Origin of the sequence: Microbacterium sp. NPDC091382 (assembly GCF_044757025.1) — a bacterium.
Taxonomy (GTDB): Bacteria; Actinomycetota; Actinomycetes; order Actinomycetales; family Microbacteriaceae; genus Microbacterium.
The window spans coordinates 1350034-1372230 of the sequence record NZ_JBIVUD010000001.1; the positions used below are offsets into that span (position 1 = coordinate 1350034).

Annotated in this window: 22 protein-coding genes and 1 tRNA gene; 18 read left to right on the plus strand and 5 right to left on the minus strand. The window is 70.0% G+C overall.

Annotated elements, in window-relative coordinates:
• The first annotated feature begins 15 nt into the window (after positions 1–15).
• From ACIQLK_RS06500 to ACIQLK_RS06545, 10 genes are all read left to right on the plus strand, one after another.
• Positions 16–219: a DUF4244 domain-containing protein gene (locus ACIQLK_RS06500; protein ID WP_307468277.1), complete on the plus strand. Its 204-nt coding sequence runs from the start codon at positions 16–18 to the stop codon at positions 217–219.
• A 38-nt stretch (positions 220–257) separates the two neighbouring features.
• Positions 258–554, plus strand: a complete 297-nt coding sequence (locus ACIQLK_RS06505; RefSeq protein WP_400363559.1) for a TadE family type IV pilus minor pilin — start codon at positions 258–260, stop codon at positions 552–554.
• Entirely contained in the window at positions 554–874 is a 321-nt protein-coding gene (locus ACIQLK_RS06510) for an Rv3654c family TadE-like protein (RefSeq protein WP_400363560.1), read from the plus strand. The genes ACIQLK_RS06505 and ACIQLK_RS06510 overlap by 1 nt, the downstream gene beginning before the upstream one ends.
• A gap of 76 nt (positions 875–950) precedes the next feature.
• Positions 951–3614, plus strand: coding sequence for a type I DNA topoisomerase (gene topA / locus ACIQLK_RS06515; RefSeq protein WP_400363561.1), 2664 nt, complete (start codon positions 951–953; stop codon positions 3612–3614).
• Positions 3611–4246 (plus strand): dTMP kinase, encoded by a 636-nt coding sequence (gene tmk, locus ACIQLK_RS06520; RefSeq protein ID WP_400363562.1) that lies wholly within the window; start codon positions 3611–3613, stop codon positions 4244–4246. Before topA ends, tmk begins: the two co-directional genes overlap by 4 nt.
• 30 nt (positions 4247–4276) lie before the next feature.
• Positions 4277–5431, plus strand: a complete 1155-nt coding sequence (locus ACIQLK_RS06525) for a DNA polymerase III subunit delta' (RefSeq protein WP_400363564.1) — start codon at positions 4277–4279, stop codon at positions 5429–5431.
• Positions 5428–6987: an alpha/beta hydrolase gene (locus tag ACIQLK_RS06530; RefSeq protein WP_400363566.1), complete on the plus strand. Its 1560-nt coding sequence runs from the start codon at positions 5428–5430 to the stop codon at positions 6985–6987. The genes ACIQLK_RS06525 and ACIQLK_RS06530 overlap by 4 nt, the downstream gene beginning before the upstream one ends.
• 68 nt (positions 6988–7055) lie before the next feature.
• Positions 7056–7131: transfer RNA gene (locus ACIQLK_RS06535), tRNA-Thr, on the plus strand.
• A 17-nt stretch (positions 7132–7148) separates the two neighbouring features.
• The gene (locus ACIQLK_RS06540; protein ID WP_400363567.1) at positions 7149–7547 is read left to right on the plus strand and encodes a hypothetical protein; all 399 of its coding nucleotides are present in this window, start codon (positions 7149–7151) and stop codon (positions 7545–7547) included.
• A gap of 44 nt (positions 7548–7591) precedes the next feature.
• The gene (locus tag ACIQLK_RS06545; RefSeq protein ID WP_400363569.1) at positions 7592–9757 is read left to right on the plus strand and encodes an MMPL family transporter; all 2166 of its coding nucleotides are present in this window, start codon (positions 7592–7594) and stop codon (positions 9755–9757) included.
• On the opposite strand, the gene ACIQLK_RS06550 is transcribed toward ACIQLK_RS06545, so the two are convergent.
• Positions 9758–10147, minus strand: a complete 390-nt coding sequence (locus ACIQLK_RS06550; RefSeq protein ID WP_400363571.1) for a DUF3054 domain-containing protein — start codon at positions 10145–10147, stop codon at positions 9758–9760.
• A gap of 62 nt (positions 10148–10209) precedes the next feature.
• On the opposite strand from ACIQLK_RS06550, the gene ACIQLK_RS06555 reads away from it, so the two are divergent.
• The 5 genes from ACIQLK_RS06555 to ACIQLK_RS06575 all read left to right on the plus strand — a co-directional run bounded on the left by ACIQLK_RS06555 (position 10210) and on the right by ACIQLK_RS06575 (position 15498).
• Positions 10210–10806 carry an isochorismatase family protein gene (locus tag ACIQLK_RS06555; protein WP_400363572.1) on the plus strand — a complete coding sequence of 199 codons (597 nt, stop codon included), beginning with the start codon at positions 10210–10212 and terminating at the stop codon, positions 10804–10806.
• Positions 10803–11426: a DUF2510 domain-containing protein gene (locus ACIQLK_RS06560; RefSeq protein ID WP_400363573.1), complete on the plus strand. Its 624-nt coding sequence runs from the start codon at positions 10803–10805 to the stop codon at positions 11424–11426. Before ACIQLK_RS06555 ends, ACIQLK_RS06560 begins: the two co-directional genes overlap by 4 nt.
• 62 nt (positions 11427–11488) lie before the next feature.
• Positions 11489–12676 (plus strand): glycosyltransferase, encoded by a 1188-nt coding sequence (locus ACIQLK_RS06565; RefSeq protein ID WP_400363575.1) that lies wholly within the window; start codon positions 11489–11491, stop codon positions 12674–12676.
• Between the two features lie 66 nt (positions 12677–12742).
• Positions 12743–14554 carry a glycoside hydrolase family 15 protein gene (locus ACIQLK_RS06570; RefSeq protein WP_400363577.1) on the plus strand — a complete coding sequence of 604 codons (1812 nt, stop codon included), beginning with the start codon at positions 12743–12745 and terminating at the stop codon, positions 14552–14554.
• Positions 14555–14601: 47 nt separating this feature from the next.
• Positions 14602–15498, plus strand: a complete 897-nt coding sequence (locus tag ACIQLK_RS06575) for an SDR family oxidoreductase (RefSeq protein WP_400363578.1) — start codon at positions 14602–14604, stop codon at positions 15496–15498.
• Between the two features lie 58 nt (positions 15499–15556).
• On the opposite strand, the gene ACIQLK_RS06580 is transcribed toward ACIQLK_RS06575, so the two are convergent.
• Genes ACIQLK_RS06580 through ACIQLK_RS06590 form a run of 3 tightly spaced genes read right to left on the minus strand, consistent with a single transcriptional unit; the run spans position 15557 to position 18697 of the window.
• Complete coding sequence (locus tag ACIQLK_RS06580) at positions 15557–17086, minus strand: tripartite tricarboxylate transporter permease (RefSeq protein WP_400363579.1); 1530 nt, start codon at positions 17084–17086, stop codon at positions 15557–15559.
• Between the two features lies 1 nt (position 17087).
• Positions 17088–17684, minus strand: a complete 597-nt coding sequence (locus ACIQLK_RS06585) for a tripartite tricarboxylate transporter TctB family protein (protein WP_400363580.1) — start codon at positions 17682–17684, stop codon at positions 17088–17090.
• The gene (locus ACIQLK_RS06590; protein WP_400363582.1) at positions 17681–18697 is read right to left on the minus strand and encodes a tripartite tricarboxylate transporter substrate binding protein; all 1017 of its coding nucleotides are present in this window, start codon (positions 18695–18697) and stop codon (positions 17681–17683) included. Before ACIQLK_RS06590 ends, ACIQLK_RS06585 begins: the two co-directional genes overlap by 4 nt.
• A gap of 136 nt (positions 18698–18833) precedes the next feature.
• Here ACIQLK_RS06590 and ACIQLK_RS06595 point away from each other — a divergent pair, with 136 nt between their 5' ends.
• The 3 genes from ACIQLK_RS06595 to ACIQLK_RS06605 are packed head-to-tail and all read left to right on the plus strand — an operon-like array spanning position 18834 to position 21317.
• The gene (locus ACIQLK_RS06595; protein WP_400363584.1) at positions 18834–20099 is read left to right on the plus strand and encodes an ATP-binding protein; all 1266 of its coding nucleotides are present in this window, start codon (positions 18834–18836) and stop codon (positions 20097–20099) included.
• Positions 20096–20809 carry a response regulator gene (locus ACIQLK_RS06600; RefSeq protein ID WP_400363586.1) on the plus strand — a complete coding sequence of 238 codons (714 nt, stop codon included), beginning with the start codon at positions 20096–20098 and terminating at the stop codon, positions 20807–20809. Before ACIQLK_RS06595 ends, ACIQLK_RS06600 begins: the two co-directional genes overlap by 4 nt.
• A gap of 34 nt (positions 20810–20843) precedes the next feature.
• Positions 20844–21317, plus strand: coding sequence for a hypothetical protein (locus ACIQLK_RS06605; protein ID WP_400363587.1), 474 nt, complete (start codon positions 20844–20846; stop codon positions 21315–21317).
• Between the two features lie 63 nt (positions 21318–21380).
• Here ACIQLK_RS06605 and ACIQLK_RS06610 read toward each other — a convergent pair whose 3' ends face one another.
• On the minus strand, positions 21381–22166 hold the full coding sequence (locus ACIQLK_RS06610) for a DNA polymerase beta superfamily protein (RefSeq protein WP_400363589.1): 786 nt from the start codon (positions 22164–22166) through the stop codon (positions 21381–21383).
• Positions 22167–22197 lie beyond the last annotated feature (31 nt).

Below are 22197 nucleotides of genomic sequence, written 5' to 3' on the forward strand. Positions count from 1 at the left end.
CTCCGGAGGAGAATCATGACGACCCACGATCTGCCCACCCTGACCCGCCGTCGCGCGGCGGAGCTGTTCGCCGACGAGTCCGGTGCGGCGACCGCCGAGTACGCCATCGCCACGATGGCCGCCGTGGCCTTCGCGGGACTGCTGGTGATCATCATGCGCTCGGACGAGGTGCGCGGCATCCTCACCGATCTGGTCCGGCGCGCCCTCACCGTCTCATGAGGCGGGACGAGCGGGGATCGGTCGCGGCGGAGTTCGCCGTGACGGTCCCCGCCGTCGTCCTCGTCGTCGTCCTGGCGGTCTCCGCCCTCTCGGTGGGTGCGCGACAGGTGCGGTTGGAGCACGCTGCGGCGCAGGCAGCGCGCCTGGCGGCACGGGAGGAGTCCCCCGACCGGGTGCGGGCCGCCGCATCCGCCCTGGCTGCGGGCGCCACGGTGCTGACGCGGCGAGAGGGAGACCTCGTGTGTGCGGATCTGGCGAGCGGCGTCGGGGTGCCGTTGCCGCTGCCGGACCTGCGGGCGACATCGTGCGCACTCGCCGCGCCGGAGGACGACTGATGGCCGGGACGGCGACGACAGTCGGCGTGCTCGCTGTCACCGCGACCCTCGCCGTCGGCTTCGTCGCTGCCGGCGCGGCCGCCTCGACCGCAGCCCGCGCGTCCGGTGCCGCCGATGCCGCCGCGCTGGCGGCCGCCGACACCGCGTCGGGACTCGTCGTCGGCGAGCCGTGCGCACAGGCGGCGGACGTGGCGGCCCGCGTCGGCGCGTCCGTCACCGCGTGCCGGCTCGACGGACTGGTCGCAACCGTCGAGGTATCGATCGCCTTCGGCGCGTGGGATGCCCGTGCCCGTGCTCGCGCGGGGCCGCCGCCCGGCTGAGCAACCGCAGGGCCGCCCTCTCAGCGCACTCTTGACAACGCGGTGTGTATGGTGTGCAACGAAGAAAGGACGCCACGTGGCACAGGGCAAGAAGCTCGTCATCGTCGAGTCTCCGACGAAGATGCGCTCGATCCAGGGGTACCTGGGTGATGGATACGAGGTCATGAGTTCGGTCGGGCACATCCGCGACCTCGCCGACAAGAAGGACATCCCCGCGGATCTGAAGAAGACCTCCGTCGGGAAGTACTCCATCGACATCGAGAACGACTTCACCCCTCTATATGTGGAGAGCGACCGCGGCAAGAAGACGGTCACCGAGCTGAAACGGGCGCTCAAGGGCGCCGACGAACTCCTCCTCGCCACTGATGAGGACCGCGAAGGCGAAGCCATCGCGTGGCACCTGCTCGAAACCCTCAAGCCGAAGGTCCCCGTCAAGCGGATGGTCTTCCACGAGATCACGAAGGACGCGATCCAGGCCGCGGTGAAGAACACCCGCGAACTCGATCACGCCCTCGTCGACGCGCAGGAGACCCGCCGCATCCTCGACCGCCTCTACGGCTGGGACGTCTCCGACGTCACACGCCGCAAGGTCGGCCAGGGTACGAGCGCCGGCCGCGTCCAGTCCGCCGCGACCCGCATGGTCGTCGAGCGCGAGCGCGAGCGCATGGCGTTCGTCTCCGCCTCGTACTGGGACGTCGACTCCACCGCCGTGAAGGGATCGGATGCCTTCGCCATCCGTCTCGCCCGTCTCGACGGCGCACCGCTGGCCCGAGGCACCGACTTCGACGACACCGGCGCGCTGAAGAAGGCCGTCGTCGTCCTCACCGAGGACCAGGCCCGCGAGCTGGCTGCAGCGCTCGAAGCGTCCGGTGCGGCATCCGTGGTCAGCGTCGAGGCCAAGCCCGGCACGCGCAGCCCCAAGCCGCCCTTCACGACCTCGACCCTCCAGCAGGAGGCCGGTCGCAAGCTCTCGATGAGCGCCAAGCACGCCATGGGCGTCGCGCAGCGTCTCTACGAGAAGGGCTACATCACCTATATGCGCACCGACTCGACGGCTCTGTCGGCGCAGGCGGTCACGGCCGCCCGCACGCAGGCGGTCGCGCTCTACGGCGACAAGGCCGTGCCGGCCAACCCGCGCAGCTACCGGAACAACGCGAAGAACGCGCAGGAGGCGCACGAGGCGATCCGTCCCTCGGGCGAGCACTTCCGTACGCCCAAGGAGGTCACCTCCGGCCTCGACCGCGACGAGCTGCGGCTCTACGAGCTGATCTGGAAGCGCACCGTCGCCAGCCAGATGGCCGATGCGAAGTACGAGACGACGACCGTCACGATCGACGCGGATGCCGCCGGCAAGACGGCGACGTTCACGGCGTCCGGCACCGTCTACACCTTCAAGGGCTTCCTCGAGGCCTACGAGGAGGGCCGGGACGAGAAGCGTCACGACAATGACCGCACCGACGACCAGTCGCTGCCCGCGCTCGCCGTCGGCGACGCCCTCACGCTGACGGATGTCGAGCCGAAGGGTCACGCGACGAGCCCGAAGCCCCGCTACACCGAGGCCTCGCTCGTCAAGGCGCTCGAAGAGCGCGGCATCGGCCGCCCGTCGACCTTCGCGAGCATCATCGACGTGATCCTGGACCGCGGGTACGTGTCCAAGCGCGGCCAGGCGCTCGTCCCGAGTTGGCTCGCGTTCAGCATCGTGCGACTCCTCGAGGAGCACTTCGCCGACCTCGTCGACTACGACTTCACGGCGGCTCTCGAAGACGACCTGGACGCCATCGCCCGCGGCGAGCAGAACCGTGCCGCGTGGCTGCGCGAGTTCTACTTCGGCTCCGAAGACCACGTGGGCCTGCGCAACATCGTCGACAACCTCGGCGACATCGATGCGCGTGAGATCAACTCCACGAAGATCGGCGACGTCGCGGTGCTCCGCTTCGGCCGGTACGGACCGTATCTCGAGGTCCCGGGCGATGACCCCGAGACGCCGCGCCGCATCAACGTGCCCGACGACCTGGCGCCCGACGAGCTCACGCCCGAGAAGGCGGGGGAGCTCATCGACGCACCGGTCGGCGGCGACCGGGTCCTCGGCCAGAACCCTACGAACGGCCGCGACGTCGTGATCAAGGACGGCCGCTTCGGTCCCTACCTCGAGGAGGCGCTCCCCGAGGAGGAGGCGCCGGCCGAAGAGGTCAAGCCCAAGCGAGGCGCGAAGAAGGCGGTCGCGCCCAAACCCAAGCGGGCATCGCTGTTCAAGAGCATGTCGCCCGAGACCATCGACCTCGAGACGGCCCTGAAGCTCCTGTCGCTGCCGCGCGAAGTGGGTGTCGACCCCGAATCGGGCACCGTCATCACGGCGCAGAACGGTCCCTACGGTCCCTACATCAAGAAGGGCACCGACTCGCGGAGCATCGCGAGCGAGGACATGATCTTCGACATCACGCTCGAGCAGGCTCTCGAGATCTACTCGCAGCCCAAGTACGCCAACCGCGCGGCGACCTCCCTCAAGGAGTTCGAGGCCGACCCGGTCAGCGGCAAGCCGATCCGCATCAAGGACGGCCGCTTCGGCGCGTACGTCACCGACGGGACGACCAACGTCACGATCCCGCGTGGACAGACGGCAGACGACATCACGTTCGAGGTGGCGGTGCAGATGCTGGCCGACAAGAGGGCCAAGGGACCGGCGCCCAAGCGCACGACCCGCAAGCCCGCGGCACGCAAGCCGGCGGCGAAGAAGAAGTGACCTCCGGGCTCTGGATCACCCTCGAGGGTGGCGACGGCTCGGGCAAGACGACGCAGGCGGCCTTGCTGGAGCAGTGGCTCCGCGAGCAGGGCCGCAGTGTCGTCCGTACGCGCGAACCCGGCGGCACCGAGGTCGGGGCGCTGATCCGCGACATCGTCCTGCACCACCGCGGCGACATCGCGCCGCGCGCCGAAGCACTCCTCTACGCCGCCGACCGAGCGCATCACGTCGCGTCCCTCGTGCGACCGGCGCTCGCGCGCGGCGAGGTCGTCATCCAGGACCGCTATCTCGACAGCTCCGTCGCCTACCAGGGGGCTGGACGGGTGCTCGACGGGACGGAGATCCGCGACCTGTCGCTCTGGGCTTCCGAGGGCGCCCTGCCGGACGTCACCGTCCTGCTCGATGTCGACCCGGCGACCGCGCGCGAGCGATTGGATGCCGCCGACAAACCCTTCGACCGGCTCGAGGCCGAGAAGGGCGCGTTCCACGAGCGCGTCCGTGCGGCCTTCCTCGCGTTGGCGGATGCCGAGCCGCGCCGATTCCTGGTCGTCGACGCGAGGCAGCCGATCGATGCCATCGCCGAGTCGATCCGCGAGCGAGTGGCGGAGCGCCTGTCCACACGCGCGTCCTGAGCGTCGCCGCCACCTCGTAGGCTGAACCGCATGACCTCCACCACCGTCGACACGCTCCCGTGGGGCGAGGTCTGGGGCCAGGACGAGGCCGTCGCGCAGTTGCGGGCCGCGGCATCCGACCCCTCCCAGCTCGCGCACGCGTGGCTCATCACCGGTCCGCCCGGCTCGGGGCGCTCGACCCTCGCGTACGCCTTCGCGGCGGCGCTCATCGCCGAGCCCGGCGACGAGAACGCGATGCGTCAGGTCATGGCCCGGACGCACCCCGACCTGGCGGCCCTCCGCACCGAAGGCGTCATCATCTCGATCAAGGACGCCCGCTCGCTGGTCGAGCGCTCATACTTCTCGCCTTCGCTCGGCCGGTACCGGGTGATGGTGATGGAGGACGCCGACCGCATGGTCGAACGCACCAGCAACGTCCTGCTGAAGGCGCTCGAAGAGCCACCCGAGCAGACGGTCTGGATCCTCTGCGCACCCAGCGACGCCGACCTGCTGCCCACGATCCGCTCGCGGGTGCGGATCCTGCGTCTGCGCGAGCCCGACGTCGACGACGTCGCCCGGCTCATCGTGCAGCGCACGGGTGTCGACGAGCGGGTCGCCGAGCAGTCGGCGCGACTGGCGCAACGCCACATCGGCATGGCGCAGCGACTGGCGACGGATGCCGCGTCCCGAGAACGGCGCGAGCGGACTCTCCGAGGTGTGCTGGGCGTCCGCGGCGTGGGCGACGCGGTCGAGGTCGCGGCCACGATCGTGCAGTCCGCGACCGAGGACGCCAAGGCGCTGACGGCCGAGCGCGACGAGAGCGAGCGCGAAGCTCTCCTGCGGACCCTCGGAGTCCCGCCGGGAAGCGCGGTGCCGCCCGCGGTTCGGAGCCAGGTCAGCGCCCTCGAAGACGAGCAGAAGCGTCGTTCGACGCGCAGCCTCCGCGACGGCATCGACCGTGTGCTCACCGACCTTGAGTCGCTGTACCGCGACACGCTCATGCGCCAGTTCGGGCGCGACACCGACCTCATCAACCGCGAGCTCGCGACCGAGATCGAGTCGCTCGCGACCGCCTGGACGCCGCAGCACACGCTCACCGTGCTCGACGCGATCGCGCTCACCCGGACGAATCTCCAGGGCAACGCAGCTCCGGCGCTCGCCCTCGAGAGCATGCTCATCACGGTCGCGACGGGACGCCCGCAGTGATCCGCGGAGTTTTGCGTCGCGCCGCCGCTGCAGTCCTGGCGGCCGGCGTGGCCGTCGCCCTCGTGGCCGGCTGCACCCCGAAGCAGTCGTCGCAGGAGCAGCCGGCGCCGCACCGCACCCCGGTCACCCAGGGCGCACCCGCGGGCTTCGAGCGCTACTACGGGCAGGAGATCGACTGGGAGAGCTGCCGCGGCATCGACGACGGCACGTACTACTGCGCGTCGATCACAGCCCCGGAGGATTGGGCGGATGCCGGTGGCGATGACATCGAGCTCTCCGTCATCGTCCGGTTGGCCTCGAGCGGCACCGCGAAGGGGTCGCTCTTCGTCAACCCGGGCGGCCCAGGAGCAAGCGGGGTCGACATGGTGCAGCAGGCGGCGGACTTCGCCGTCGGCGACGATCTCCTCGACAGCTACGACGTCGTCGGGTTCGACCCGCGCGGCGTCGGGCGCTCCACCGCCGTGCGGTGCTTCGATTCCGACGCGATGGACCGGTACCTCTTCGACATCCCCTCCGCGCCGCGCGGGTCGAAGGAGAGGGCGTCCGAGCAGCAGGCGTCGGCGGAGTCGTTCGCGCGTGCGTGCGACGTCAACAGCGACGGCCTCCTCCCGTTCGTGACGACGGAGAGCGCCGCACGCGACCTCGACCTGCTGCGCGGTGTCCTCGGTGACGAGAAGCTCTCATACCTCGGCTACTCCTACGGGTCGTTCCTCGGCGCGACGTACGCGGAGTTGTTCCCGCAGAACGTGGGGCGGGTCGTCCTCGACGGCGGTCTCGACCCGTCGATCCCGAGCGCCATCGTCGGCGCCCGCCAAGCAGCCGGATTCCAATCGGCGTTCGACGCCTATCTCGAGCGCTGCCTCACCGGTTCGGACTGTCCGTTCACCGGCACGGTCGCCGACGCCCGACAGCAGATGGCCGACGCGCTGACGGCGGTCGATGCCCGCCGGCTGACGGCGACCGACGGAAGGAAACTGGGCGCCGACTCCCTCGTCACCGGCATCGTCTCGGCTCTCTACAGCGAGGGCAACTGGTCGACGCTCTCCTCGGCGCTGACCGGCGTCCTCGAGGGGGACGCGGACGACATGTTCGAGCTCGTCGACCGGTACTACAACCGTTACGACGGCCAGTACCTCGACAACTCGACCGAAGCGTTCTCCGCGTACAACTGCATGGACTACCCCGCCGACCCGGAGGACGTCGTGGCGGAGGCGAACGCCGAAGTTGCGCAGAAGGCGCCGACGTTCGCCCCCTACTGGTCCTCTGACGTCAGCCTCTGCGATGCGTGGCCGTATCCGCCGACGGGAACTCGCGACGAGATCCACGCCGACGGCGCTGCGCCGATCCTCGTGATCGGCACGACGAACGACCCCGCGACCCCGTACGAGTGGTCCGCTGCCCTGGCGGAACAGCTGAGCTCCGGCATCCTGCTCACTCGCGTGGGGGAGGGCCACACGGGCTTCAACAAGGGGAACGCGTGTATCGACGACGCGGTCGTGGCCTACTTCGAGAACGACACGGTGCCGGACGGAGACCTCCGCTGCGAAGCGCCGTGAGGCGCGCGTTCGCAGCATGGCTCCGGACCCTGTAGGATCGATGATCGTGCAACGCGCGAGCGAAGCGCGCCACCTTAGCTCAGACGGCAGAGCGATTCACTCGTAATGAATAGGTCAAGGGTTCGATTCCCTTAGGTGGCTCCAGAACAGAGGACACACGGGTGACACAAGCCCTTGATGCGATTCTCGAGATCTTCACGTGGGTCGGATTCGGCGCGGCTGTCGCCTTCGGCGTCGTCGCCGTCATCGTGTGGGCATCCGATGGCAGCTGGCTCCCCGCTGACGCGTACCTCGACGAGGACGGCCGAACCATCCGCTGGATCGACAGCGACGGCGAGGTCAACTCCGCTCCGCTGGCCGAGGAGGATCACCACCGCGTCAGCGCGGAGCGCACGGGGCGCATCTGGTACCGGCACGGATGGCACGACCGGATGCGGTTCACCCGCCGGCCGCCGGTCCTGAGGCTTCTCACCGGATTGGCTGTCGGGGCGCTCGCCCTCGGCGTCCTCGCCTCGGGCCTCTCACTCGTGGCCTATTTCGTCCGGGTCGCGCCCGCCTGAGGATCATATTGCTGAAAAAGCGTGTATCTAGATAATCTAGGTACATGTCTCCCGCATCGACGCCCTCCCGCTGGTTGCGCATCGCGCTACCGCTCGTCCTCGTCGTCATCTGGCTCGCCGGCGGTTCGCTCGGCGGCCCGTACTTCGGCAAGGTCGACGAGGTCTCGACGAACGACCAGTCGAGCTTCCTGCCGCAGAGTGCGGAATCGACGCAGGTGCAGGAGCGTCTCGGTGACTTCCTCGGCGGGGATGCAATTCCGGCTCTCGTCGTGTTCGATGCGGACGGCGGGCTCGACCGCGCGCAGCTGGAGCGTATCCAGGCTGTCGCCGTGGAGCTCAGCGACCTCGACGGCGTGCAGGAGGTGTCGCCAGCCATCCCGTCCGACGATGGCGAGGCAGCGCAGATCGTCGTGTCGATCGACGCCTCGGGCGAGGTGACCGACATCGTCGGGGAGGTCCGGGACCTCGTCGCCGCCGATGTCCCGCAGGGGGTCGAATCGTGGGTGACGGGACCCGCCGGTTTCACCGCCGACCTCGCGACAGGGTTCACGGGGATCGACGGCCTCCTGCTGCTCGTCGCGCTCGGCGCCGTCTTCGTCATCCTCGTGGTCGTCTACCGGTCGCCGCTGCTGCCGATCCTCGTTCTGTTGACGTCGGTGTTCGCTCTCTGCGTCGCGCTGCTGAGTGTGTGGTGGCTCGCGAAGGCGGAGATCGTCGTCCTCAACGGCCAGGTGCAGGGCATCCTCTTCATCCTCGTGATCGGCGCCGCGACCGACTACGCCCTGCTGTACGTCGCCAGGTTCCGCGAGGCGATCGGCGCGGGACGACGCCGATGGGATGCCGCGACCGTCGCCTGGAAGGGATCCGTCGAGCCGATCCTCGCGTCGGGCGGGACCGTCATCGCGGGGCTGCTGTGCCTTCTGCTCAGCGACCTCGCGAGCAACCGGGCGCTGGGACCCATCGCCTCGATCGGCATCGCGTTCGCGATGCTCTCGGCCCTCACCTTCCTGCCGGCGCTCCTCGCGCTCGTCGGACGGGCGGCCTTCTGGCCGTTCATCCCGAAGTCCGGCATGACCGAGCTCCCCGCCGACCCGGCCCAGCCGACCCGCGGTCTGTGGGCGACGCTCGCGCGCTTCGTCGCGCGCCGCGCGCGGATCGTCTGGATTCTCTCGACGGTGGTGCTGCTCGCGGCATCCGTCGGTGTGACGCAGCTGAAGGCAGACGGGGTTCCCGCGAGCGAGCTGGTCCTGGGCGCCTCCCAGGCCCGCGACGGGCAGACGGTGCTCGCCGAGCACTTCCCCGCCGGCTCGGGGAGCCCGCTGTACGTGATCGTCCCCGAAGCCGAGGCACCCGACACCGCGCAACTCGTCGCCGACCAGGCGGGGGTCGAGTCGGTGGCCATCGTCTCCGCCGACGCGCCCGCCGGCCAGGCGGACGTCTCCGTCGAGGACGGCGCGCTGGTCCTCACCGCGCAGGGTCCCCCCGGGACGCCCGCGCCGGCACCGACCGTCGACGGCGGCGACGTCATGCTCGTCGCGACCCTGTCGGATGCCGCCGACTCCCTCGCCGCAGAGGACACCGTCCGAGACCTGCGCGCGGCGATCTCGGGCACGACGCTCGATGCCGTCGTGGGTGGCACGACCGCTGTCGACCTTGACACGAACGACACGTCGATCCGCGACCGGACCGTCATCATCCCCGTCATCCTCGGGGTCGTGCTCATCATCCTGATGCTGCTGCTCCGGTCGATCCTCGCCCCGGTGCTGCTGATCCTCAGCGTGATCGTGTCGTTCGCGGCGGCGCTCGGCGTCAGCGCGCTCGTCTTCAACGAGGTGTTCGGATTCCCCGGCGGCGATCCCGCGGTGCCGCTCTACGGGTTCGTCTTCCTCGTCGCGCTTGGCATCGACTACAACATCTTCCTCATGTCGCGGGTACGCGAGGAGTCGATCCACCACGGCACACGGCGAGGCATCCTGCGCGGGCTGGTCGCGACGGGCGGGGTCATCACCTCCGCAGGGCTCGTGCTCGCCGCCACATTCGCCGCGCTCGGCGTGATCCAGATCCTGTTCCTCGTGCAGCTCGCCTTCATCGTCGCGTTCGGCGTCCTGCTCGATACGTTCATCGTGCGGTCGCTCCTCGTGCCCGCGCTCGCCTACGACATCGGGAAGAAGATCTGGTGGCCGTCGAAGCTCTCGCGCGTCGCGGAGTGATCAGCGAGCGCGGCGACGCGCGACGAGCGTCGCGGCGACGCGCCATCCGACGATCATGAGCAGCAGGACGGATGCCGCGACGATCACGAAGGCGACCTGCACGCCCTGACCGGTCACGGCGCGGAGGATCATGCCGCCGGCGACCGTGACGATCCAGACGGGTATCCCGGTGCGGACGACCGCCTGGGGCGATCGCCATGCGAGCGACACGATCCACCCGACCACCAGGGCTGCGGCGAACGGCCCTGCCGTCGTGGCGAGCCCGCTGATCGGCGCCTCGTCGTGGCTGGCCCGCCCGACCGCGGCGAAGACCACGACGAGGACGACGTCGATGCCGAACGCGGCGAGGATCTGCCCGGTCGTGTGGGCGGTGCGGTCGGGGGAAGCCATGACGTCAGGGTAGTCCCGTCGTCGGCGCGCGCCGGGGGCGCCGCCCGTCGTACCCTCGACTCATGACTCGAGCGCTGTTCATCGTCGATGTGCAGAACGATTTCACCGAAGGCGGCGCCCTCGGCGTCGAGGGGGGTGACGCGGTCGCCGAGGCGATCACCGCTCACCTCGCTGCGCACGCCGCCGATTACGACGTCGTCGTCGCCTCGCGCGACTGGCACGACGGCGACGGAGACAACGGCGGGCACTTCTCGGCGACACCGGACTTCGTCGACTCGTGGCCGGTCCATTGCGTGGCCGGCACGCCGGGTGCCGACTACGACCCGGGCCTCGACACGACCGCCGTCACCCATCACGTGAAGAAAGGGCAGGGCGTCCCCGCCTATTCGCTGTTCGAAGGAGTGACGGATGCCGGTGAGACGGTTGCCGACATCCTCACGGCGCACGGGGTGGTCGAGGTCGACGTCACCGGGATCGCGACGGACCACTGCGTGCGCGCGTCGGCCCTCGACGCGATCGCACACGGACGCCGCGTGCGCATCCTCACCGACCTCATCGCCGGTGTCGCGCCCGCTCCCAGTGAGGCCGCGCTCGCCGAGCTCGCCCACGCCGGAGCGGAACTCGCCGTCACCGCCGACGATCACGACGGCACTCCGTGACCCGCCAGGCACCCGCCGGCTGGTACGCCGACCCGGGTGAGCCGGGCCAGTTGCGCTGGTGGAACGGCACGGAGTGGGCGACCGACACTGTCGCACCGCAGGACGCCGCGCCCGCCCCCGCCGCGGCGCCCGCGCCGGTTCCGCCGCCCGCCCCCACGTCGAGGACCTCGCGCGGGGGAGCGGGTACGGTGTGGATCTGGCTCGCGATCGCGGCAGCCGTCCTCCCGCTCTATGCGGAGGTGTTCTTCGACGCGGGATCCCTCGGCCGGATCGAGGGACTGACGCCGTCCGGCGGTATCACCGCGGGGCTCGTGCTCCTGATCGCCCTCGACCTCGTGCTCGTCGCGTTCGCCGTCCTGTTCGCCTGGCTCGACCGACGCGCCCTCCGTCGCCGCGGGATCGAGGCTCCATTCGCGTGGGTATGGGCGGCGCTCGCCTTCGTCGCCACGCTCGGCGTCTACGTCATCGGCCGCTCGGTCGTCGTGCACCGGCGCACCGGCCGGGGGTTGGCGCCGGTCTGGGTCTGGCTCGCCCTGACCCTGGTCGGCCTGGTCGTCTTCGCGGCATGGGTGACGACGTTCTCCGACGCCGCGTGGAACGCGGTGACGACCGCGCGCTGAACTTCACGCGATGGTCATCCGGGGTTCATCGGCCCCTGACCGGGCCGCCCGAGCATGGGGGGATGAGTCGTCCCCGCATCCTCTCGCTCTACGAAGGCCTGTTCGCCGGCGGCGCCCGCGTGCTGCACACGAACGTCATCACGGGACTCCACGTCGACGGTTCGCAGGAGCATGCCGTCCTGTCGATCGCTTCGCGGGCGCGGCGTGAGGGCACCGTTCAGCGCATGGCGGATGACACGAGATACCGGTGGCTCCGCGAGGCCGGAATCGCGGTGTCCGATCTCGGGCGAGAGGCGGGCGCCGTCGCTCCCGCGCCCGAGAGCTACACCGCCGCAGAACTCGAGGTCGCCGCGGAAGCCGTCTCGGGCGCGGACGCCATCCTGAGCCTCAAAGAGCAACCGCTCGGGCTGCTGCTCGCTCTCGATGGACACGGACTCCTGCCCGACGTGCCCATCGCGGCGTGCCTGCACCGGTCCGACCCGACCCATTCGGGTGCCGCCGTTCGCTGGCTGGGGAAGCTAGCGGCATCCGGACGTCTCACGTCGACCCTCTCGTGCGCCGAGTCGACGAGCGACGCCTATTCGCGGTTCCTGACGCCCGCGGTCGAGCGGTTCGTGATCCCCAACGGCGTCGACCTCGCCCGCTACCGGCCGAAGCCGAATGAGCGGATGCCGCTGCGCACCCACCTCGGCATCGCCGCTACCGCGCCCGTCGTCGTCTTCGCGGCGCGCTTCGATGCGATGAAGGATCCCGGGCTCTTCCTGCGCGCGGTCGCCGCGCACGCCGCTCGCGATGCGCGAGCGCAGTACGTCATGTGCGGCGCGGGGATGACGGCAGACAACGCGGCGCTGATCGCGACCATCGCCGATGCCGGCGCGCCCGCCGACCGCATCCACCTGTTGGGGATCCGCGACGACATGCCGCGGATCTACCGCGCGGCAGACATCGTCGCCCTCACGAGCGCCTTCGGCGAGGCGTCGCCGCTGTGCCTCATCGAGGGTGCGGCGTGCGGCGCGACACCCGTGACGACCGCTGTCGGCGATGCGGCGCAGGTCGTCTCGGGGATCGGGCTGGTCACCCCGCACGACGCCGAGACGATCGCGGCAGCATGGGCGAAGGTCATCGCCCGGCGCCCCGACTACCGCGCCGCGGCACTGGCTGCGCGCGATCGCCTCGGGTCGGACCGCATGCTCGACGCCTACCGGAGCGCGATCGACGGACTCGCGGAGCGCGCCGACGTCGCGGCCTGACTCCCACACCGCGGCCAGGGTGTCAACCGGCATCCGCTCGCCGTCCTCCCCGGCGAGACTCGAGCGGTGCCTCACCTCGACGACACCGCCCCCGGTCAGGATCTGCGCAGCTACGCCCCGATCGGCGATGGACGCACGATCGCACTGATCGGGCTCCGCGGGCAGATCGACTGGATGCCGATTCCCGGCATCGACGACCTGCCGATCTTCGGGCGACTGCTCGACGACGACGCGGGCGGCTGCATCGAGCTCGAGCCGGTCGAGGAGTACCAGGTGCGTCGGCGATACCTGCCTCGCACGAACGTCCTCGTCACGACGTTCATGACGGCGTCGGGCAAAGCGACCGTGACCGACGCGCTCGTGACGGGCGTCGCGGGACGCCTGCCGTGGGCCGAGCTCGCGCGTCGTGTCGACGGCGTCGAAGGTGAGGTCGCCTTCCGATGGCGCGTGCAGCCGGGGACCTCGCTCAAGACCGCCGCACCTTGGCACGACCGCGCGAACGACCGCAGCATCCTCCGCTCCGGACTCACCACGATCGGCGTCACGGGACGCGACTACGGTCCCGAGCCCGCCGCGTCGGCGGACGGCATCGCGACGGGTCTCGCGGGCGGCTTCACGACCTCGCAGGGGAGCCGGCACCTGCTGATCATCGTCGGTACCCACGACGAGCCGATCCACTTCCCCGACCCCGACAACGTCGATCGCGGCATCGATCGGACGATCGAGGCGTGGCGCGCGTGGTCGCGGGAGTTCTCGTACGAGGGCCCCTGGTCGAACGACGTACAGCGCAGTGCGCTCATGCTCAAGATGCTGATCCACAGCCCGACGGGCGCGATCGCAGCCGCAGCGACCACCTCCCTCCCCGAGGACCTCAGCGGCGGCAAGAACTGGGACTACAGGCTCGCCTGGGTGCGCGACCTCGCGTACACGGTCGACGCGCTCATCGGGTTCGGCCTCCGCGAAGAGACCCATGCCGCGATCTCGTGGCTGCTGCGGACGATCCGCCGGCACGGCCCGGAACTGCACGTCATGTACACCCTCGACGGCGAACTCGACGGGCACGTCACCGAGTACGACGTCCCGGGCTGGCGCGGAGTGGGTCCGGTCGTCACGGGGAACCCCGCGCGTGAGCAGGTTCAGCTGGGCGTCTACGGCGACCTGTTCGCGATCTGCCGCGCGTACGTCGAGGCGGGGAACGCTCTCGACGTCGAGACGGGGCGGATGCTCTCGATGTACGCCGACAAGGTGTGCGACTCCTGGCGGAACCCCGATTCGGGCATGTGGGAGCTGCCCGAGGAACGCCATTACACCTCGTCCAAGATGGGGTGCTGGCAGGCCCTCAACGACGCGGTCCGACTCGCCGAGCTCGGTCAGATCCCCGGCAGCAGCGAACGTTGGGCGGCCGAGGCGGCGCTCGTACGCGCGTGGGTCGAAGAGCACGGATGGTCGGAGTCCCGCGGTGCCTACGTCATGGCGCAGGGAAGTCGAGACCTCGACGCCTCCGTCCTCCTGCACTCGCTGAGCGGTTTCGACCGGGGCGAGCGGATGTCGCGCACGATCGACGCGCTCACGGGAGAGCTCGGCGAGGGACCGCACCTGTTCCGCTACACCGGGATGCGCGCCGAGGAGGCGACCTTCGTCGCCTGCAGCTTCTGGCGTGCGGCGGCGCTCGTCTGCGTCGGACGCCATGACGAGGGCATCGCTGCGATGAACGAGCTCGTCGCCGCGGGCAACGACGTCGGCATGTACGCCGAGATGATCGACCCGGAGGACGGCGCGTTCCTCGGCAACCTTCCGCAGGCACTCAGCCACCTGGCGCTCATCCGCGCGGCCCTCACGATCCGCGAGCTGGTCGGCGACGACGCCGACGGCCGCTGACGACCCCCCAGACCACCACCCAGACCACCACGAAGAAGGAGAGCACGATGGCACGCGACCAGTACACGTTCATGAATCCGGTGGAGCTCTACTCGGAGATCGAGCCTCAGAAGGGGTACCAGAGCGAGCCCGGTCTCGATGCGGACCTCACCCCGAAGGCCGACCTCGGCGAAGAGAGCTATCGCGGCACCGATCGCCTGAAGGGGCGCAAGGCGCTGATCACGGGCGGCGACTCCGGCATCGGAGCGGCGACCGCGATCGCGTTCGCCCGCGAAGGCGCCGACGTCGCCCTGTCTTACCTGCCGGAGGAAGAAGAGGACGCGCAGCGGATCGCCGGCATCCTCCGCGAGGCCGGCGCGACCGTCCTCACCCTGCCGGGCGACCTGAAGGACAAGGACTACTGCGTGGGGCTCGTCGCCCAGGCGGTCGAGGGGCTCGGCGGCCTCGACATCGTCGTCAACAACGGCGGGAAGCAGCTCTTCAACAAGGACCTGACGACGCTCGACGACCAGCAGTTCGACGACACCTTCACGACGAACGTCGACGCGATGTTCTGGATCACCAAGGCCGCTCTGCCGCACCTCCCCGCGGGCGCGACGATCATCAACACGACGTCGATCCAGGCCTATTCGCCGTCGGAGACCCTGGTCGACTACGCGTCGACCAAGGCCACCATCAACGCGTTCACCAAGGCGCTGGCGCAGCAGTTGGCGCCCAAGGGCATCCGCGTCAACGCGGTCGCTCCCGGCCCCATCTGGACACCGCTGCAGGTGTCGGACGGTCAGCCGCAGGAGAAGATCGAGTCGTTCGGTGAGGAGACCCCGCTCGGGCGCATGGGCCAGCCCGCCGAGCTCGCCCCGGCCTATGTGTTCCTCGCGTCGGCCGAATCCAGCTATGTGATCGGTGAGACCCTCAACGTCAACGGCGGGATGCCGACCCCCTGATGATCGCATGACGACGGCCCCGGGCGCATCGCGCACCGGGGCCGTCGTCATGTTCGGGTCAGGCGTCGACGAGCTCGTTCTCCTCCGCCTTCGCGCGCTTCCGGGCCACGACCTTGCTGCGTACCGAGAACACGAGCACTGCCGCGAGCAGCGCGTACAGGGTGATGGAGATCGGGCCGTGCACGAGGACGGTGAAATCGCCGTTCGTGCTCATCGCGGCATCCCGCAGGCTCGTCTCGGCCAGCGGGCCGAGGACCATGCCGATGATGAGCGGGGCGAGGGGGAAGTCGAGCGCCCGCATGAGGAACCCGAGCAGACCGATGGCGAGCAGCATCACGAGATCGAACGTCGACCCCGACGTGGCGTAGATGCCGAGCCCGCAGAAGAGCGTGATGCCGGCGTACAGGTACGGGCGGGGGATCAGCAGGAGCTTCGCCCACAGCATCGCGAACGGCAGGTTCAGGATGAGGAGGACGATCATCGCGATGAAGAAGCTCGCCAGCAGCGCCCAGACGAGGTCGGGAGCACGGTCGAACAGGAGGGGGCCGGGCTGCAGACCGTACTGACGGAAGGCGGCGAGCATGATCGCAGCGGTCGCCGAGATCGGGAGGCCGAGGGCGAGCAGAGCGCCCATCGCCATACCGGTGGTCGAATTGCCGGCTGCCTCGGGGGCGGCGAGGCCTCGGATGGCGCCCTTGCCGAACATGGGGTTCTTGCGCCGCTTGTCGAGGCGCTTCTCGAGGCCGTAGGCGAGGAAGGTCGGGATCTCGGAGCCGCCGGCGGGCACGACGCCGAAGGGCAGGCCGATCGCCGTTCCGCGCAGCCACGCCGGAGCGGCTTCTTTGAGCTCCCGCCGGCTCAGCCACGGTCGGCCGGTCGGCTTGATGAGCGCCTTGTTCGTCATGTGCCGTTCGAGGCAGGCGACGTAGATGACTTCGCCGAGGGCGAGGATGGCAACCGTGACGGTGACGAGCGAGATGCCGTCGAACAGGTTCGGCGAGTCCATCGTGAAACGGGGTGCGCCCGAGACGCCGTCGATGCCGATGACGGCGATCCCGAGACCGATGAACAGCGACGTCAGGCCCTTGATCGCGCTGTCGGCGACGACCGACGACGTGGCCGCGAAGGCGAACACGGCGAGGGCGAAGAACTCGGCGGGGCCGAAGCGGCTCGAGAAGTCCGCCAATGCGGGGGCGAGGAACACGACGACGACGGAGGCGACCATGCCGCCGATGAACGCACCGATGGCGGCGGTGGCGAGCGCCTGTGCCGCCCGACCGTTCAGGGCCATCTTGTGACCCTCGAAGGTCGAGGCGATGGCGGACGCCTGCCCCGGCGTGTTCATGAGGATGCCCATCGTCGAATCGCCGAACAGGCCGCCGAAGTAGACGCCCGCGAACATGATGAACGCCGCAGTCGGGTCGAGGGAGAAGGTGATGGGCAGCAGCAGTGCGACCGCCATCGACGACCCGAGGCCGGGCAGGACTCCCACGGCGGTGCCGAGGAGGCATCCGATGAGGACCCACAGCAGGTTCGCGGGGGTGAGCGCGCCGGCGAAGCCCTCGCCGAGAAGTGTCAGGACGTCCATGTCAGAACCCTCCGAGGATGCCGGACGGGAGGGGCATCCCGAGGGCCATGTCGAAACCGATGTAGGCGAGCGAGCTGAGGGTGAACCCGACGACGAGGCTCTGCAGCCACTTCGTCGCGCCGAATGCCCGGGCGACGCACCAGAAGAGCAGACCCGCCGCGATGATCCAGCCGAGGATCTCGAGCAGGAAGGCGAAGGCGAGGAACGAGACGACGACCCACGCGAACGAGCGGAGGTCGACGCGGACGGGCGTGGCCGCGGGCTCTTCGCCGGCAGCTTCGGCGCGCGCCGCTTCGATCTCGGCGGTGAGCGCATCGGGCGTCGCGCGGACCTCGCGGATGGCGCCGACGGCGAGAGCGGCGGCGAAGACGCACAGGCCGGCCGCGATGATGCCGGGGAAGAACTGCGGCCCGGGGAACGCCGTGCCCTCCGGTACGCGCATCGTGACGATGCCGACGACCAGGTACGTCGCGAAGGCCACGAGGATCGCCGGCATCGTGAGGCCCTTGAGGAGCGCTGCGGCACCGGGGCCGGAGACCAGCCGCAGACGCTGGCCGACGACGGCGGATGCCGATGTGGGGTTGGCGGGGAACGTCACAGGCCCATCTCCTCGTACAGCGCGCGGATGCGCGTCTCCTCGTCTTTCAGGAACGTGTCGAGCTCGTCGCCCGTGATGATGCGTTCGGTCCAGTAGTAGCGGTCCATCGCGTCGGCCCACTCGGGGGTCGCGACGCTGTCGAGGACGAGCTGGGTGAGCGCCTCGCGCTCGCTGTCGTCCAGACCGGACGGCGCCGAGAGCGAGCGCCAGTTGGTCAGCGAGACGTCGTAGCCCTGTTCGGCGGCGGTCGGGATCTCGATGCCCTCGACCGGTTCCTTCGCCACCAAGGCGAGCGCGCGGAGGCGGCCCGCCTCGATCTGGTCGATGTTGTCGGGGTACCCGCCGGCCGCGGCCTTCGCCGTGCCGTTGAGAAGCGCCTGGATCGCCTCGCCGCCCCCGTCCGAGGAGATATACGTGGTGTCGACCGGCTCGATTCCGGCGGAGAGGGCGAGGTCGGTCACGACGAGCTGGTCGAACGAGCCGCCGCCGGTCCACGGCAGGGCTTTCGGGTCCTCCTTCCAGCCCGCCACGAGATCGTCGAGAGTCTCGTAAGGGGAGTCGGCCGGGACGACGATCACGTCGTACTCCTCGACGACCACCGCGAGCGGGGTGACATCGTCGAGCGTCGCAGCGGAGTTGAACTGGATCGTCGCGGCGAGCAGACCCGTACCGCCGACGAGCATGTTGTTCGGCTGGCCCTCGAGGACGGAGACGTTGCCGAGGGCGATCGTGCCGCCGGCGCCCGGCATGTTGACGACCTGCACGTTGTTCACGAGGCCGTTGGCCTTCTGAGCCTGCTGGAGTTCTCGAGCGACGCCGTCCCAGCCGCCGCCGGCGGCGGCGGGCGCGACGATCGTCATCGACGCGTTGATGTCGCTGCCGGTGCTCGCCGAAGCGATCGAGCCGGCGGCGGCGGTTCCGATCGCGGCTGCGGCGATCACCCCGCCGACGACGCGGCCGATCAGGGTACGCCGCCTGCTGGGCGGCGGTGCAGGGGTATCTGTCTGGGTCATCATCGCTCCATTCGCGCGGACATCGTCGTCTCCGCGAGATCGAAATAGGATGACAGCGCGCGGTGCGGCAGCGGCATTCTCCGGCTTTTGTTCTCATAAACGCTCACGCACCGTGCACGGACGGGAGTGGTGAACGATGGCGTCTCCGCGGCGGCCCCGCGCGCTTCGGCTCGCGCTGCTCGTCCTGCCGTCGGTGGTGACGCTCGCGGCGCTGTCGGCGACGGTCGCGGTCGCGATGACGGTGCAGGAGCGCACGATCCGCGACGCGACGGCCGAGCGGGTCATGGACGTCGCGGAGAGCCTCGCGGATCTCGCCGACGTGCGCGCGACCCTGTCGACCGTGACGGATGCCGGTCGCCCGGGCGATCTCGCCGACGCCGCCGACCTCGCCTCGGCGACGGCGGCGTTGCAGCCGCTCGCCGAGCTCGTCGCGGAGTCCGCGGGCGTCTACTACGTCGTGATCACCGACGACGAGGGCGTGCGCATCACCCATCCGCTCGCCTCGGAGCGGGGCGTGCAGGTCGAGACCACGAACGCGCCGGTGCTTGAGGGCGAGACCTTCCTCGGCACGGAGCGAGGCGCGTCGGGTCCGTCGCTGCGGGCGAAGGTGCCGGTGCGCGGTGACGGCGGGTCGATCGTCGGCATGGTCGCCGTCGGCGTGCTCGAGTCGAGCATCGCCGCCGACCGGGATGCAGCGCTCGCCGCGCTGCTGCCCTGGGGGATCGGCGCGCTCGTCGTCGCGTCGCTCGCGAGCTCGGCGTTGACGGCAGCGGTCGAGCGTCGCTTCCGCCGGACGGATGCCGCACTGGCCGAGAACGCGCAGATGCGACGGACGACCGCGGCACTCCGTGAGCAGGCGCATGAGTTCGGCACCCGACTTCACGTCGTCCACGGGCTCGTCTCGCGCGGCGACACCGCCGAGGCGCTCGACTACATCGAGGACGTCGCGCCCGTCCGCACCGCCGACGGGCCCGACCACACCGGAGAGCCGGTCGTGGCCGCGACCGTGCACGCCGTGCGGGCCGAGCTCCTGGAGTTCGGCGCGCAGGCGGAATTCGACCTCTCGCTCGAGGGGGATCTCGACGACGGTGCCGTCTCGGTCGTCGCGAACCTGTGCCGCAACGCCGGCGAGGCAGGAGCCCGACGCGTGCGCTGCGTTCTCCGCGACGCCGACGGCCGTCTCATCGGTGCGGTCGACGACGACGGCCCGGGAGTGGATCCGGCGGTGGTCGGTCGCATCTTCGGCCAGGGATTCTCGACGAAGGCGGACGCGACGGGTTTCGGGCGGGGGTACGGACTCGACACGGTGCGACGCACGGTGACGTCTCGCGGCGGAACGATCGAGGTCGGTTCGTCCGCGCTCGGCGGAGCGCGCTTCGCGTTCGAGATGGAGCGGGTGTGACCGGGCAGGCGATCCGAGTGCTCGTCGTGGACGACGACCGAGGGGCACGCGCGTTGCACGCCCGGTTCGTCGACGGCGTGCCCGGGTTCGTCGTGGCGGGGGTGGCCGGAACGGGACGGGAGGCCTTGGCGCAGGGAGCCGCGGGGGTCGACCTCGTCCTCCTCGACATGCGTCTGCCCGACATCAGCGGCGTCGAGGTGCTGCACCGGCTGCGGACGATCGCGCGAGGCGGTCCCGATGTCCTCGTGATCAGCTCCTCCCAGGATCAGACGACCGTCCGCCAGGCACTCGCCGGTCGGGTCGTCGGCTATCTCGTGAAGCCGTTCACCGAACACGCGCTGCAGGAGCGGCTCGAGCGGTATCGCGAAGAGCGCGACGCGACAGCGGATGCCGGGCGTGAACGTCCGCTCGCACAGGCCGAGATCGACCGCCTCCTGGCGACCGGCGGCATCCGCACCGTCACGTCGTCGGCCGGCGGGGCTCGGGCGCTGCCGAAGGGGCTCGCCGCCCCGACGCTGGAACGCGTACTGGCGGCGCTGGACGCCGGTACCGGGCGCTCCGTCGTCGACGTCGCCGCTGCCTGCGAGATGTCTCGAGCGACCGCGCATCGCTACCTCGCGCACCTCTCCGAGTCCGGCGCGATCGCGGTGTCTCACCGGTACGGCAAGCGGGGTCGTCCCGAGGTGCTCTATCGCCTCGCCCCGGGGTGAGACCCGAGGCCACCGTGGCCGATACGATCGCGACATGAGCCCTCGTGCCCTGCGTCTGCCCGCCGCGATGCTGTTCCTGGCCGCAGGCGCGGCGCTGAGTGCATGCTCGCCGATGTCCCTGCTGCAGATGCGGCTCTCGGACGTCACTGGCGAATCGGATCCGGACACGTCCGCCGAGATCATCGAGGAGTCGGACCCGGGGGCCGGGGACGCCTGGGTGACCGTCTCGTTCGAGGTGAACGAGGAGGAGTTCGACGTCGACCTCATGGACGCCCTCTTCGAGACCGAGCTCGCCGCCGACGAGGCGCTGCTCGATGCCGGCGCTGGTCAGATCGACGGCAACGGTGCCGGTGTCGGCGGCTACGACCTGTACTTCGTCGGCGACGACACCGCCGAGATGTGGCGCGTGCTGGAGCCGGTGTTCGCGGACGCCCCGGTGCCGTGGACGCGCGTCGAACTGTCCGACGGACTCGACGATGCGTCCCCCGAGGTGCTCACCCGGGAATGACCGGCGCAACTCGGCCGCGGCGTCGCGGTGTTACGGCGTGCAGCCAGAGTCGGGCGAACTCGGTCAGCGAAGCAACGAGAGAAAGTACTCGTCGGCCATCGCTCGCACGTCGTCGGCCCGCCGCTCGGGCGCGGCGTGTTCGTACACCTCGGCACGCTCGAGCTGCGCGGTGACGAAGCTCTCGAGAATCGTCGGCGGCGTGCCGGAACCGAGCTCCCGGGTCTGCGCCTTGAGCGCGATGAGATCGTGCACTGCCGTCCGCACGTGGTCGGCGACGTCTCCTTCATCGATGAGAGTCGGGAGGTCCATCGGCGGGACCGCCTGCGCCGGATGGACCTCGAGCCATCTGAGGGCGGCGGCGGGGCGGAGAACGTAGAAGAACCGTTTGAGCGAGCGTGCCCCCGCGCGCTGCTGACGGGCGACGTGCAGATAGTGACGACCGATCGATCCGCGCTCGACGATCCGATCAGCGAGGTCGAGCAGGCCGTCGCGGAACGCGGGGTCTCCCGTGTAGACGATGGGGGAGCGCAGCCATTCGACCGCCGTCGCATTCCCCTTCGCGATCAGCCGCACGGACTTGGCGAGATCCCAGCCGTTGACATCGAACACGGCGTCCAAAGGAGTCTCGATCACGTCGCGCTCGGGCCAGAGCGACAGATATCGCTCGCGGGGCCGCACGAAGACGAAACGACAGTCGTAGTCGCTGTCGGGGGAGGGGAACCCCCACGCGCGGCTGCCGCTCTCGATCGCCCAGGGGATCTCGACGTCGTGTTCGCGCGCCACCCCGGCGAGTCGACGATCGATCTCGGTGACGACGTCCGGATCGAGGACGGCGGGGATGGCACGCATGCCTCGACGATAGCGAGGGGCGGGTGACACC